Here is a 13902-nt window from a genome sequence, read left to right as displayed (position 1 = left end):
CGCATCACCCTCCCCTTTTTCGTCTGTGTCGTCTGTGCCGCCCGCATCAGAACAGCGCGCCTTGGCTGTCGTCGTGTGACGTCTGTACCGGCTTGGGTAACGCGTCCAGGTCGATCCATTCGCCCTGCGCGGTGGCGACGCCCGCGCGCACGTTGCGACCCGGGTACATCGGCGAGATGGCGGCCACATAGCCGCGCAGCTGATCCGCATAGGCGGCGCGTTCGACGGGCAGCAGGCGCAGCTTGTAGTCGACCACGAGGATGTCGTTACCGCGTTCGATCAGGCGATCGATGCGCAACAGCGCACCGTCCGGAGCGAAAAGCTCGATCTCGTTATGTGCGGCGTCGAAACACGCAGGGTCGAAGACATGCATCAGCGTCTCGGCTGAAAACATTCTGCGCACGGCGTCAGCGGTGCGTGTGGCGTCGGCCTGCGTGACGCCGGTGGCGCTGAACCAGCGCGCGATCGTCTCAGCGTCGGGCGCCTGTTCGGGCAAGCCGCGACGCGTCAGGCGCTCGAGCACCGCATGCAGCAGTTCGCCCTGTGCGACGGCGCCTTGGTCGAAGACGATATCGGCGGGGCCCTCGGCGGATGCGCCAGCGGCGCCGACACGCACTGTCACCGTAAGCGGCGCGCGGAAGTCGTGATAGGAGACTGCCTCAGGCCCTGCCGCATTGTCAGCCGAATCGGCTGCGCCATCCACCATGGGCGCGGGTGACGCCACGCCCGCCGTGGCAAGGTGTGTGTACCAGCTCGCCGTGCCGTCCACTTCGGGCGCGTCGCCCTCATCGACAGATTGGGCTGCAGCGGCATCACGCTTGTTTGCGACGCCGGAAACGATCAACGCTTGTCGCGCGCGCGTCATCGCCACGTAAAGCAGATTCCAGTTCTCGCGCTCGGCGAGATCATGTTCTTGCTTGAAGAGCGGATCGCGTGCGAGGCCCCGCTCGGACGTCTTGCCAAACGCGGAGAAATGCGTAGGTGCCTGCGCGCCCGGCGGCCAGTCGATCAGGATGCCGGCGGTATCGACACGCGCGTCGCTATGGTGGCTGTCGAGCAGCACGACGAACGGCGCTTCCAACCCCTTCGAGGCATGTACGGTCAGTATCTGTGCGGCATCGAGGCCTTCGCTGGCAACTTCGGCATCGATGGCATCCGGCGCATCGGTGTCGCCCTGCATGCCTTCGTCGGGACTTTCGTCCTCGTCGCCCTGGCGGATGGCCCGCAGCTCCGCCATGAACTTCGGCAGGCTCGGATAGCGGCCACCGTCCAGATCGAGGGCGAGCTTCAAAAACGCATCCAGGTTGGCGAGCACTTGATCGCGATTGGCGGCGGGCGCGCGTTCGGCATAGCGGCGCTTGAGTTCGCCGGTGTAGACGATGTGATCGAGCAGATCGTGCACGGGCAGCGTGGGCGCCACCGCCAGCCAGCGCGACAGCATGCGATGCGCATAGTGGAAGGTGTCCGACGCATCAGCCTGACCGGCCAAGGCAGTCAACCGCTCCCACCATGTCAATGCGAGAGTGCCTTCGCCAAACTGCGCCAGTGCGATGAGGTGATCGTCCGTGGCGGCGAACACCGGGCTGCGCAGCACATGTGCAAGCGACAGATCGGCCTGCGGCGTCATCAGAAAATCAAGCAGCGCGCACAGATCGAGGGCTTCGAGCGTCGCCAGCAGACCGCCACGGCGCGGGCTCAGATACGGCACGCCGGCGTCGCGCAGCGCACGTTCGTAATCGGCGAGGTAGCGCTTGCGGCGGACGAGCAGCTGGAAATCGCTCCAGCGCACGGAGCGCTCGACGCCGCCTTCGCGAATGCGCTCGCTGGCGTGCAACGCGCGCAGGCAGGCGGCTACTTGGCGGCCCTCTGCATATCGCTGCGAATCGCCGGCCTCTTCGCGCGGTTCGGTAAGCGTGTCGCGTGGCGTGGTTTCGTCGACCCGCTCGGCTTCCAACACGGGCACCAGCGGCAACAGCAGCGCTTTGCCTACAGGCGCATCCACGGCCGTGCTTTGCTCGGCGTAGATGGGATAGTCGCCGCGCGCCCGCGCCTGCAGGAACACGGCGTTAACCCACTCCAGCACCGCCGGCGCGTTGCGACGCGTGCGGTTGGTGCGCAGCACGGTCGCGTTGAATTCTGCGACCAGCATTTCACGCGCAGCATCGAACAGCCGGGCATCCGCACGACGGAAACGGTAGATCGATTGCTTGGGATCGCCCACCAGGAATACGCTCGGCTGCGTGCCGGTGCCCGCATAACCGGCCAGCCAGCCTTGCAGGATGCGCCACTGCATCGGGTTCGTATCTTGAAACTCGTCGAGCAGCAGATGCTTGTAGCGCGCGTCGAGCCGCACCTGCAGGTAGGCGGCCGTGTCGTCTTGCTGCATCAGGCGCGCCGCTTCCCATTCGAGATCGGTGAAATCCATCGCGCGCGTCTGACGTTTGTACGCCTGGTAGCGATCGATGAGTGCGTCACCCAGAGCGAACAATGCAGCATTGGCGGCGCGCACGCGGGCTTCCTGGCGCCGCGCCTGGATGGTGGTCAGCGCCTCGCAGAGCGCAGTGTGCAGGGTCACCAGCGTTCGCGCGTGTTCGTCGCCGACGGCCTTGATCAGTGCCTTGGTCGGCTTGCAGGCACGCGCCTTGCCGGCCTGCGTGTGGAAGGCCGCAAAGAGCGCATCAAATGCTCGTACGCGCGCGGCTTCATCAGAGACATCCATTCCGCGCGCAGCAGTCACCGCCGATTCGATGGCCACCGCGCGCTTGCCTTCGGCCGCACCGCCCTGCCCAAGCCAGCCGGACACGTGCAGCATGTCGGCCAGCAATGCCGCATCCTGCAGCGCTTCGATCAACGGATCGACCGTCGCATCGTCGCCAAGCAGTTCGTCCAACGCAGCCAGCGGACGGCCGCCCGCCTGCGCCTTGTACGCCCACCAATCGCTGCGCTGATGAAACATTGCATCGAGCAGGCGACCGGCCTGGAAATCGCCGACCAGATCGGCAAGCGTTTCATACGCGGCGCGCAACTCAGCGTGATCTTCCGCCAGCAGGCCGCGCCAGAAAGGCGCCCACGCTTCACGCCGCAGCCGTCCGGCATCTTCACGCAACGACGCGCCCTGCTGCACCCCCGACGACAGCGGCGCACCGCGCAGCAGCGACCCGAACCAGCCGTGGAACGTATCGATCGCCATGCGCGAGGGCGACTCCAGCACGCGCGCATACAAGCCTCGCGCGGTTTCAATCAGCGCCGGCGCATCGCGCTCGTCCACCGTGCGCGCGACGAGTTCGCGCACGACGCCCTCATCGTCGGCGGCGGCCAGTTGCGCGAGGATGTCCAGCAAACGCTGGCGCATTTCTTCGGCGGCCTTGCGCGTGAACGTGATGGCGAGAATGTCCGACGGCGCGGCGCCCGCCAGCAGCAAGCGCAACATACGCGTGACCAGCAGCCACGTCTTGCCGCTGCCCGCACATGCTTCCACCACGACCGAGCGCTGCGGTTCGCACGCAGCGCGCGAGAAGGCTTCAGGCGAGACGGGTGCGCCGTCGCATTCGTAAGCGTGATCGCTCATGCCGCGCTCTCCGGCTCGCGCGGAGCACCGTCGGTCCAGTATCCCTTGCGGCACAGGCCGCGCGCCGCGCAGTAACGGCACGCCGATTCATCACCGAAGGCCGGCAGCGGCGCACCGGCTGAGAGAGCCGTCATGTCCTTTTGCATCTGTTCAATCAACCAGTCGACGACTTGCGTGAAGTCGGGCAACGCAACGTCGCGCTTGTCCCCGCGCGCCTCGCCGTCGAGCGAAACCCAGCCGCCCGCAACTGCACGCGCATCGAGCACGCCATAAAACGGGAGCTGGCAATCCTCAAACGGTGCCTTGGCGCGACGCACCAGCACCATCTGCGATTGCGTCTTGTAATCAAGCACCGCCACGCCGTGTTCGTCGTGCACGTCAATGCGGTCGATACGGCCGCGCAAGCGCAGCGGGCGCTCGTCCCGCAACGTGATCGACGTATCGACATCGACCTCGCCAGCCTCAAAGCGCCAGCCGTCAGCCTCGCGCGCGGCCTGCCACGCCAGGTACGACGGCATCACACCGAGCCAACGCCGATAGAAGCGCAGTGCGTTGCCATCCTCGGCCAGCAGCGGGCCGAACTGTTCGTCGGTGATGGCCTGCAGGAGCGCCTGACGATCAGCCGGGTCATGCATCGGCACTTCCAGCAACTGCCGATGAAAGCGATGCAGGATTGCGTGCAGGATTTCGCCGATGTCGCGTTTCTCCAGCTCGTCGGAGACCTCTTCCAGCTCGCCCAGGCGAAGCATGCGACCAACGAAAAACTGGTACGGACAGCGGCGCAGGCTGTTGTACGCGGCCGCACTCAGCGTGGACGGCACCAGCACAGGCGCGGCCGGCGCTGGCATGCCGGCTGGTTGGCTCGTGGTCTGCAGGCTGGGCAACACGACGGACGTATCAATACGCACGCCGCACACCGCCAACCGGCGTTGCAGGCGTTCGAGCCAACCGGAAAGGCGATGCGGCTCGCCGCGTCCGCCGTGGCGCTGCCAGGTCAACACGACCTCGGGCTGGTTGAGCAACACTTCAGCCAAATCGCGCGCCTGCTGCGCAAAGCGCTGCGCGCGGTCGGGCAAACCCAGTTCACGGCGCACGTCGTTGGAGAAAAACAGCCACTCCGGCTGCGCCGACGGCAACTGCGCATCGTCGCAACCCACCACCACGACACCATCAAAGCGCCGCATGCGCGCACCATTCAGCGGCAGGATGACAACACGCCGATCAGCAGGCGGTGAAGGCTCACTGAAGACCGCAGATTCGAGCAGCATCGACAGCAGTGCACGCCACTCCGTGAGCGAAAAACGCGCGCCCGCATCGGTGCTGCCATGTATGGATGCCCGCAGGCGGTCGATCCAATCGAGCAATTGGCGCCCTGCGTCGTCGTTCTGCAAGCCGGTGCGCATATGCAGACGATCGAGCGTGCCTGCCAGCAGCGTTACCCACGCGTCAAGCGTCGCGCTGCCGACACGGCGCCACAGCGCAGCTTCGTCGGCCAGCACGCCGAGGCGATCGGCCAGGCGGCTGACCTTCGCTTCGCCATCGGCATCGGCATCGGCATCATTGGCGGGGCGATCCGCCACCAGCCGGCGCAGCCGCCCCCAGCCACCCGAAACGTTGTGCCGGCGCACTCGGCGCTCCAGTTCTGCGACCCATGCGGGCGTGGCCGTGCCGGCATCGGCGTCACGCAGACAGAAAGGGCTTTTGACGAGATCGAGGAGCGCAGCGGTGTCGCCATCGCCCTGCACCACGTCGACCCAGCGCATGAGCGCTGCGGCGGCGCGCGTCGTGGAAAGCTTCCAGCCGGTCTCGTCCCGCACCGGCACGTTCACGCGCGCCAACAATGCGCGAACGCGCCGCGCAACGATGCGATCCTGCGCCACCAACGCCAACGAGCGGCGCCCGGCGTTCAACCAATCGACCAGCGTATGCGCGGCGAAGGCCGCTTCGTCCTCAAAGCGTGTAGCACCAGCAATGCGCAGGATTGGCGCCTGCATCCGCGCATCGGCGCCATCGTCCGCAGCCTGTGCGGCCGTCGCGCACTCAGGCCAGGCGTGCAGCAGCAAGTCGCGGAAATCCGCATGCGTGGAAGGCGTCGCAGATGTGCCGGCCTCGGGCGCATTCCAGTCGTAGCCGATGCTCAGCACTGGCACGCGCTCGGCGGCACGCTGCAGGAAATCCAGATCGACCGCCTCAGGGTCCGACGGGCTCATCCAGACGATGGGGCCGTGCAATTCGTCCAGCAAGCGCCGCATGGCACGCAGCCGCATTGGAATCGGGTCCGCCGCGCCTGAAAGCAACCGCCAGAACGTCAGCACAATGCGCGATTCGGTGCCGAGAAAGCGTTCGGACAATTGTGCGTAAGTGCGCTCCAACGCTTCCGCCAACGCCGACTCCAGCGCATCAGGCCGCCTATCTGCGCCACTGTGTGCGGCATCAAGCGTCAGCCAACGTTGCGACAACTCGTCCGACACCGTCACGAGCACCTGCGCTACGCCCCACAGGGCGGCATCGTCCTGCGCGCCCAGCGCTTCACGCAGCCAAGCCTGCGTCTTGAGCGCCTGCTGCACCGCAAGCAATCGCGACAGCGGCGTGCGCCCGGCGGGCGAACCTGCTTCCGGTGGCAAATCGAGCAGCCAATGCCCCAGGGTCAGAATGCGCGGAAGCAAACGCGGCGTGCCGGCCGCTTGCGCATTGGCATGCAGGGCACTGCGCACCCCGGGAATCTGCGCGGCTGTCGGCACGACGATCGTCGCGGTACCGGGGGATTGCGCATGCGCATCCAGAAAGCGCCATGCAGCGTCGGCGGCACGGGAAAGGAATGCTGGGCCAGGCGCGAAGGCAAGCGTCTGCATGCGAGGGAATATGGCGATATACCGGGAAGCGAAGACCTGCGGCTATCTGCGAGATAGCCACAATCAACAGTCGAATCGGTTGAAAATAGAGGCGTCGGTACTATATCAGCAGCATCCGCGCCGACAGTGGTCTCAATGCACGCCGGTCCGTGTAATCGTGTAATGTATGGGTTCGGCGCACGTCGCCAGCTTTTACGAAATAACAGAGGTTCCCGCCATGAGCGAACAGATCAAGTATGTGAGCGACGCGTCCTTCGAGGCAGACGTGCTCAAGTCCGACAAACCCGTGCTGGTCGATTTCTGGGCCGAATGGTGCGGTCCTTGCAAAATGATCGCCCCGATCCTGGACGAGGTTTCCAAGGACTACGGCGAGAAGGTGCAAATCGCCAAGATCAACGTCGATGAGAACCAGGGCGTGCCGGCCAAGTTCGGCATTCGCGGCATCCCAACGCTGATTCTGTTCAAGAATGGCGCTGTGGCCGCGCAAAAGGTGGGCGCGCTGTCCAAGTCGCAACTGACTGCATTCCTGGACAGCCACCTGTAAGCCGTTTTTCGGCTATAGGCGACCTTTCGCGTTGCCCCACACACACGCTGGCGCACTTCCGCCTGGAAGCCCGCCAGCGTTGTGCTAAGATTGCAGCCAATCTGTTTCCCCGAGCGTTCGCTCGACCTGCCCCCCCTCCCCCGTTTCTCGTTTCGCCGCCCGTTCGGGCCCTTCCCTCATCTTTCGTCTATGCATCTGACAGAACTGAAATCCTTGCACGTGTCCCAATTGCTGGAAATGGCGGGGCAGCTGGAGATCGATAACGCGCAGCGCATGCGCAAACAGGAATTGATGTTTGCCATCCTAGAAAAAGAAGGCGAAACAGGGGGAAACGATTTTCGGGGACGGCACACTTGAAGTGCTGCCCGATGGCTTCGGTTTTCTGCGCTCGCCGGAAACCTCGTATCTGGCCAGCACCGACGACATCTACATCAGCCCGTCGCAGATCCGCCGATTCAATTTGCACACCGGTGACACCATCGAAGGTGAAGTCCGCACGCCCAAGGATGGCGAGCGCTACTTCGCGCTGGTGAAGGTCGACAAGGTCAATACGCAGCCTCCTGAAGCGGTGAAGAACCGCATCATGTTCGAGAACCTGACGCCGCTGCACCCGAACAAGCCGCTCACGCTCGAACGCGACATCAAGGCCGAAGAGAACATCACTGGCCGCATCATCGACATGATCGCCCCGATCGGTCGCGGCCAGCGGGCGCTGCTGGTAGCAAGCCCGAAGTCGGGCAAGACCGTGATGCTGCAGCACATTGCGCACGCCATCGCGACCAACCATCCGGAAGCCGAGCTGTTCGTACTGCTGATCGACGAGCGCCCGGAAGAAGTGACCGAAATGCAGCGCACCGTGCGCGGTGAAGTGGTGGCATCGACGTTCGATGAGCCTGCCGTGCGTCACGTGCAGGTGGCCGAAATGGTCATCGAAAAGGCCAAGCGCCTGGTCGAACTGAAGAAGGACGTGGTGATCGTGTTGGACTCGATCACGCGACTGGCCCGCGCCTACAACACTGTGGTGCCAACCTCGGGCAAGGTGCTAACCGGCGGTGTCGACGCCAATGCGCTGCAGCGCCCGAAGCGTTTCTTCGGTGCGGCACGTAACCTGGAAGAAGGCGGTTCGCTCACCATCATCGGTACGGCGCTGATCGAAACCGGAAGCCGCATGGACGACGTGATCTATGAAGAATTCAAGGGCACCGGCAACATGGAAGTGCACCTGGAACGCCGCCTGGCCGAAAAGCGCGTCTACCCCGCCATCAACCTGAACAAGTCGGGCACGCGCCGGGAAGAACTGCTGATCAAGCCGGACATCCTGCAGAAGGTGTGGATTCTGCGTAAGTTCATCCATGACATGGATGAGGTCGAGGCGATGGAATTCCTGCTCGACAAACTCAAGACGACGAAAAACAACGCTGAGTTCTTCGACATGATGCGACGCGGCGGCTAAGTCTCCTGCCTGCATAGCGAAAAGCGCACCCATCGTGGTGCGCTTTTTTTATTGCTGTGTCAACTACAAGTTTTTCCTCGGTGTTCTCTTGTCAAAGTCGTGAAATTCGCTAGTTCATTTGCATTACAGTCCGGGCGCGCAAGCGTTTGCCACCATCGTCCTTAAACGTCATCGCAAAAGAGAAACCCGGCAACCATACTGCAAGCCTGCCCTGGCCGGGCCGCCTCGGCAAAGAACGAACCACACGAAAAATCGAACGGGGGAAACCATGCGCGAAGAGTCGCTGGAATGTACTGCCGCGTGCCGAACCGTCGTAGTGGCGTCACGCGCGGGGATGGGGGAGATCGACGAGACGATTTTGGGTGCGGACTGGCACGTGCGACGCGTAGCGTCGATGCGCGAACTGGGCTGTGCCATTCGTGACGGCGTTCCCAAGGCGGGCTTGGTCGATTTCGGCAGCGCGTTCTCTGCTGCGGAGTTGGATTTGCTCGAGCGCTGCATGCAAGTCTCGCATGTGGGCTGGGTGGCGGCCCTGCCGCCGGCCATGCTGAACCACGAACGCGTGCGCCAGCTCGTGCGCGATTACTGCGTGGACTACGTGCAGATGCCGCTGCGCACGGACGAGGCTGCGTATTCGCTGCGTCACGCCTGGGGCATGGCCTCGCTCGCGCAGGAAGTCACGCCAGCGCCGAAGGCCAATCATGCGCGCATGCTGGGCGAGTGCCCTGCCATGCACGGCCTGTTTCGCGCCATCCGCAAGGTCGCGCAGAACAGCGCGCCAGCCTTCATCGCGGGGGAGTCAGGCACGGGCAAGGAGCTGACTGCCCAGGCCATTCACGAGGCTTCCTCGCGCGCAGGCGGGCCGTTCATCGCCATCAATTGCGGGGCGATTCCGCCGCACCTGATCCAGTCCGAATTGTTTGGCTACGAAAAAGGCGCGTTTACCGGCGCGCATCAGCGTCATATCGGCTGGGTCGAGCATGCCAACGGCGGCACGCTGTTCCTCGATGAAATCGGCGACCTGCCGCTTGAGAGCCAAGTCAGCCTGCTGCGCTTCCTGCAACAAGGCACGATTACGCGGCTTGGCGGGCACCAGGCGATTCCGCTGGACATCCGCATCATTTCGGCAACGCACGTGGATCTGGAAGCCGCCCAACACCACGGCGGATTTCGCACCGATCTGTTTCATCGACTGTGCGTGCTCACCTTGTCGGTGCCACCGCTTCGCGAGCGCGGCAGCGACATCGTGCTGCTGGCCCAACACATCCTGGCCCAGCATGCCAGCGAGGCGTCGCACCGGATCCGCGGGTTCACGCCCTGCGCGCTGCACGCGATGATGCATTACCCGTGGCCGGGCAACGTGCGCGAACTCATCAACCGCGTGCGCCGCGCGCTGGTGATGACCGACAACCGCAAGATCTCCGCGGCCGACCTGCACCTCGAAGGCTATGCATCCGTCTCGGGCCAGACACTGGAGGAAGCGCGCGAGGGTGCAGAGTCCGATGCCATCCGCACGGCCATCGCCCGCAACGGCTTCCATATGGGCATGACCGCGCGCGAATTGGCGGTGTCTCGCGTCACGCTGTATCGGTTGATGCAGAAGCACGGCATTCGAGCAGAGCATCCACTGCACCCGGCCTAGGCCTGGGCTCATCGTTTTCATTCCGATCGGCGGGGGCATAGCGTGGGTGCTATGCCCCCCGGATGCGCTTTTTTTTGGGCAAGCCGAAGGAATGGCGCCCCGGCCAGCCTCTCGCTTTCCTCACCCGATTCATCCAATACTTGGTTCAGTGCGCTGAACCCAGCAGCTGGCATGCGAAGGAATCGGCGGCGCTAGCGCGGCAAATGCGGTCAGGTTGGCTTGCATCGGGATCCCGCTTGAGGATGGCTAATGAGAAAAGAGTGCCCGCCGGGGGACGGAGCACGAAACCGTTGAACAGCCGCCGTACCTGCTCCTGCAGCGTACGTTGCGAAAGCGCCACATTTAGTGCACGCGGAGTCGCACCAACAGCGCCGACCTGCGCCAAGAGACTGTCGCGGCGCCGATCATCCGGCGTGGTAGCTGACACACACCCGGATACACCCCACTTCCGGGGGGATTGCGCAAGCCCCCTCGCCGTTGGATTGTTAAGCCACGCATGCGACGTACTCAGTTCGCCGTCCGTGAGTGCGGACACGACAGAACCGGTGGATGGATCGAATGCGCGGGTGGGAACAAGACCGAATGCGAGTCGCGCCGGCAACGTATCGGCGAGAACGCTTCGAAGGGCGACCAGCAGCGCGATTGCACGCCGCACGATGAGGTCGCCGTCTATTGCGAGCGCCGGCATCATGACGATCATGGCCGCGCGGTTTGCCACCACTCCGGTCCTCTCGACCGTCCACCCGAACGGCAAACGTCGAGCACAGCGCTGCGCGATTGTCGGCATGGCTAGCTCCTCCCCGTCGGGGATAGAGCGACATCCATGCCATGACGGCTAACGCCTTGTTTTAACGGGATATTTTCAACGCGGAGAACCATCCAACCCGGCATGACAGGCGATTTTGTGTCGCGACTGAAACAGCTGTCGCCATCAAAAATCGCGGTGGTCGGGCGCAGGCTCTCCAGTGGTCGAATTGCGCGCCCTGGCAAACGCTGGGCTACAGTAGCCTGGACGCAGCAACGAGAGTCCCGAGGCATGGCCGTGGCGGCTGTCATTTTTGACTTCCGCCACTAAAATGATTCGGAACGGGGGTCTGCTCCGGCCTGTATCTCGCCTGGGCGACAAGGATGTTCGCAAGATCGGTAACAGGTCGAGAACAACGATGAACACTGTTTTGATCGAAGCCCATCCGTTGGTGCGTACAGGCATTGCGCACCTGCTACGGACGCTCAAAGGCGTCACCGGCGTCACTGTCGTCGAGCCAGACGAAGGGATGTTCGACGCCATCGAAACCAATGCCGACGCGGGTCTTCTTGTCATCGGCCTGCCGCTGCCACATCTCGATGAGTTGTCGGCCATCGGCGAGATCATGCACCGGCCGCACGCGCGCCACGTGGTCGTGCTGGCTGAATCCGAATCGCCCGACATCATCCGTACGCTGATGCAGATGGGATTGTCCGGGTACACGCTCAAGCATTCGCCGGGCGAAGTCATCGCGGCTTCGCTGGAACTGGTGCTGGTGGGTGGCCAATACATTCCGGCCAGCGCACTGCTGCCGGAATCGCGCCTGGACGGTGCGCCCAACCCTGCGCTCGCTGGCGACCCTCAGACCGATCCGAAGCTGCTCGGCATTACGCCCCGGCAGTACGAGATTCTGGTGCTGCTCTCGCGCGGGCATCCGGTCAAGACGATCAGCCGCATGCTGAACATCTCCGAGGCGACAGCCAAGGCGCATATCAGCACCCTGTATCGGCGCCTGAAAGTACGCAGCCGTACCGAGGCCGTGTACGTCGCCAACCAGCGCGGCGCGCGCCTGCTGTCGGTCGCCTGACCCCATCCCCAAATGAAAGCGCGCGTCGCGAAGTCGCGCGCGACGGTCGATATACTGGCCGTATGCTTTCGTCCGTTTTCCGCTGGTTCTCAGGCCGCGCACGTGCGCGGCGCCTGACGCGTTACGCCATCTCAGACGCGCGGTGGTCACGCGCGCTGGATGGACTGCCCTTTTTGCTCGACTGGCCCGGCACGGACCTCGCACGCCTGCGTGAAACGGCCACGCTCTTCATCGCCGAAAAGGAATTCACCACCGCGCACGATTTGCCGCTCACCGACGACATGGTGGTCAGCATTGCCGCGCAAGCCAGCGTGCCGATCCTGGAGCTGGGCATCACGTGGTACAGCGGATGGCACGGCGTCGTCATCTACCCTGGCGAGTTCGTCATCCGCAAGGAAGTCATGGATGAAGACGGCGTCGTGCACAACGTGCGCGAAGAAGCCGCCGGTGAGGCATGGGAGCACGGTCCGGTCATCCTCTCGTGGCAGGACATCGAACTCGGGGGCGCACTGGCCGAGCCGGGTGCGCAGCCGTATAACGTGGTGGTGCATGAGTTCGCGCATAAGCTCGACATGCTCAACGGCGAGTCGGACGGCATCCCTGCGTTTTCATCGCGCTTGCATGCCAACGTTGACCGCGAGCAATGGGCCGATGATCTCTACGCGGAGTACGACGCCTTTGCCAATCGTTGCGAGCAGCTTCCGGAGCGCCGGTGGGGCGAGGATCCGATTCTTTCGCTGCTCGATCCCTATGGCGCGCAGCATCCTGCCGAGTTCTTTGCGGTGGCGTCAGAGGCGTTCTTCGTCGAACCGTTGGCCCTGCTTGAGACGCTGCCATCGTTGTACGCGCTCCTGCAAGCGTTCTACCTGCAAGATCCGGCACGGCGCGTGCTGGACTCTGAACAACGCCAGGAGGGATTCCTGCCATGACGATTCGCCAAACGGTTCGTGCAATGCTGCTCGGTTGTTGCCTCGCCGCCGCCCCAGCCTTGGCGCAACCAACCACGCCCGTGATCCTCAGCGTCACCGCGCAATTCGATGGGCAATCCGAAACCAAACGCGTCACGCTTTCGGCCGAAACATCCACCACGGGCCAGCACGTCGCACTGCTCGAACGCACCCATACGTACGACGTGGGCGGCTCGATACCACGCAAGGAATGGGAGGCGCGCTTCGCCGCCGGCCTGCCCGACGACACGATCCCGCTGGGCTGCGACACCACCACGTGCCAATTCATACGTCACCGCTGGGCCAAGACCGGCGTCGATGTCACCCTGCGGCCGATGGTCGTATCGGGCGAGTTCCAGACGCTGTCCATCGGCGTAACGCTGCATCGGTTCCAGCCGTCGCCCGACGCCGAGTCCCCTGCCCGGGTCGACACCTGGGCACGCAACCTCGACACCTCGTTGCGCGTCGGCGACACCAAGACCATGGATCTGGACGGTCACGGCATGCTTACGATCGAGCGCCTCGGCAAACCTTGATCGAAATAAGCGTTTCGAGTCACTTTTCGATGCCCCGACACGACGGATTTTGCGGCAGGCGCGTTGCTCAAGCCCTTGTTTCTCTGGCATAATCCTCGTTTCTCCACCCGGCAAGTGATTCGAGGGCTGGTCGCACGGTGGCTCCTACCATGTGAGCACCTGAAGCGCGCCGCGAATTGGCTACCTCTACCCCAGGGCCCATCATGAAAGAAGGCATTCACCCGAATTACCGCGAAGTCGTGTTCCAGGACATGTCCAGCGACTTCAAGTTCATCACCCGCTCGACCATCCAGACCAAGGAAATGATCACGCTGGACGGCAAGGAATATCCGCTGGCCAAGATTGAAGTCTCGTCCGAATCGCACCCGTTCTACACGGGCCAGCAAAAGGTTCTGGACACGGCCGGCCGCGTCGAGAAGTTCCGCAACAAGTTCGGCAGCAAGATCGGCAAGGCTGCCAAGTAATATCGGCGCCGGAGACGGCTCAGCGCATGACTCGCTCAGTGCAGACCGTCTTAGTGGTCAGAAA

The 13902-nt window shown here is 63.7% G+C and carries 9 protein-coding genes and 1 pseudogene; 7 read left to right on the top strand and 3 right to left on the bottom strand.

The window, feature by feature from the left end:
* Window positions 1–46: 46 nt before the first annotated feature.
* Together BEK68_RS04690 and BEK68_RS04685 are read right to left on the bottom strand one after the other, a co-directional pair.
* The gene (locus BEK68_RS04690) at window positions 47–3568 is read right to left on the bottom strand and encodes a UvrD-helicase domain-containing protein (RefSeq protein ID WP_012435304.1); all 3522 of its coding nucleotides are present in this window, start codon (window positions 3566–3568) and stop codon (window positions 47–49) included.
* Window positions 3565–6420, bottom strand: coding sequence for a PD-(D/E)XK nuclease family protein (locus BEK68_RS04685; protein ID WP_012435303.1), 2856 nt, complete (start codon window positions 6418–6420; stop codon window positions 3565–3567). The genes BEK68_RS04690 and BEK68_RS04685 overlap by 4 nt, the downstream gene beginning before the upstream one ends.
* A 217-nt stretch (window positions 6421–6637) precedes the next feature.
* Here BEK68_RS04685 and trxA point away from each other — a divergent pair, with 217 nt between their 5' ends.
* The 3 genes and pseudogenes from trxA (at window position 6638) to BEK68_RS04670 (ending at window position 10059) form a co-directional block, all read left to right on the top strand.
* On the top strand, window positions 6638–6964 hold the full coding sequence (gene trxA / locus BEK68_RS04680) for a thioredoxin TrxA (RefSeq protein WP_004626253.1): 327 nt from the start codon (window positions 6638–6640) through the stop codon (window positions 6962–6964).
* A 189-nt stretch (window positions 6965–7153) separates the two neighbouring features.
* Window positions 7154–8417 (top strand): annotated as a pseudogene (gene rho, locus BEK68_RS04675) (transcription termination factor Rho).
* A gap of 268 nt (window positions 8418–8685) precedes the next feature.
* Window positions 8686–10059, top strand: a complete 1374-nt coding sequence (locus tag BEK68_RS04670; RefSeq protein ID WP_004626248.1) for a sigma-54 dependent transcriptional regulator — start codon at window positions 8686–8688, stop codon at window positions 10057–10059.
* Window positions 10060–10204: 145 nt separating this feature from the next.
* Here BEK68_RS04670 and BEK68_RS04665 read toward each other — a convergent pair whose 3' ends face one another.
* Window positions 10205–10846: a hypothetical protein gene (locus BEK68_RS04665; RefSeq protein WP_012435302.1), complete on the bottom strand. Its 642-nt coding sequence runs from the start codon at window positions 10844–10846 to the stop codon at window positions 10205–10207.
* A 376-nt stretch (window positions 10847–11222) separates the two neighbouring features.
* Here BEK68_RS04665 and BEK68_RS04660 point away from each other — a divergent pair, with 376 nt between their 5' ends.
* The 4 genes from BEK68_RS04660 to BEK68_RS04645 all read left to right on the top strand — a co-directional run bounded on the left by BEK68_RS04660 (window position 11223) and on the right by BEK68_RS04645 (window position 13838).
* Window positions 11223–11891, top strand: a complete 669-nt coding sequence (locus BEK68_RS04660; RefSeq protein ID WP_009238433.1) for a LuxR C-terminal-related transcriptional regulator — start codon at window positions 11223–11225, stop codon at window positions 11889–11891.
* 62 nt (window positions 11892–11953) lie between these two features.
* Window positions 11954–12820 (top strand): zinc-dependent peptidase, encoded by an 867-nt coding sequence (locus BEK68_RS04655; protein ID WP_012435300.1) that lies wholly within the window; start codon window positions 11954–11956, stop codon window positions 12818–12820.
* Window positions 12817–13374, top strand: coding sequence for a hypothetical protein (locus BEK68_RS04650; protein ID WP_004626239.1), 558 nt, complete (start codon window positions 12817–12819; stop codon window positions 13372–13374). Before BEK68_RS04655 ends, BEK68_RS04650 begins: the two co-directional genes overlap by 4 nt.
* 203 nt (window positions 13375–13577) lie before the next feature.
* On the top strand, window positions 13578–13838 hold the full coding sequence (locus BEK68_RS04645; protein WP_004626237.1) for a type B 50S ribosomal protein L31: 261 nt from the start codon (window positions 13578–13580) through the stop codon (window positions 13836–13838).
* Window positions 13839–13902 lie beyond the last annotated feature (64 nt).

Origin of the sequence: Ralstonia pickettii, from assembly GCF_001699815.1 — a bacterium.
Classification (GTDB): domain Bacteria; phylum Pseudomonadota; class Gammaproteobacteria; order Burkholderiales; family Burkholderiaceae; genus Ralstonia; species Ralstonia thomasii.
The sequence above is the reverse complement of the archived record's forward strand: the minus strand, read 5'-3'. Positions and strand labels throughout refer to the sequence as shown.

Excerpts from the sequence above, each read along its gene's own strand:
- BEK68_RS04690 (WP_012435304.1), bottom strand. The coding sequence starts at position 3,568 with ATGAGCGATCACGCTTACGAATGCGACGGCGCACCCGTCTCGCCTGAA.
- BEK68_RS04655 (WP_012435300.1), top strand. The coding sequence starts at position 11,954 with ATGCTTTCGTCCGTTTTCCGCTGGTTCTCAGGCCGCGCACGTGCGCGG.
- BEK68_RS04665 (WP_012435302.1), bottom strand. The coding sequence starts at position 10,846 with ATGCCGACAATCGCGCAGCGCTGTGCTCGACGTTTGCCGTTCGGGTGG.
- BEK68_RS04650 (WP_004626239.1), top strand. The coding sequence starts at position 12,817 with ATGACGATTCGCCAAACGGTTCGTGCAATGCTGCTCGGTTGTTGCCTC.
- BEK68_RS04670 (WP_004626248.1), top strand. The coding sequence starts at position 8,686 with ATGCGCGAAGAGTCGCTGGAATGTACTGCCGCGTGCCGAACCGTCGTA.
- BEK68_RS04660 (WP_009238433.1), top strand. The coding sequence starts at position 11,223 with ATGAACACTGTTTTGATCGAAGCCCATCCGTTGGTGCGTACAGGCATT.
- BEK68_RS04685 (WP_012435303.1), bottom strand. The coding sequence starts at position 6,420 with ATGCAGACGCTTGCCTTCGCGCCTGGCCCAGCATTCCTTTCCCGTGCC.
- BEK68_RS04645 (WP_004626237.1), top strand. The coding sequence starts at position 13,578 with ATGAAAGAAGGCATTCACCCGAATTACCGCGAAGTCGTGTTCCAGGAC.
- trxA (WP_004626253.1), top strand. The coding sequence starts at position 6,638 with ATGAGCGAACAGATCAAGTATGTGAGCGACGCGTCCTTCGAGGCAGAC.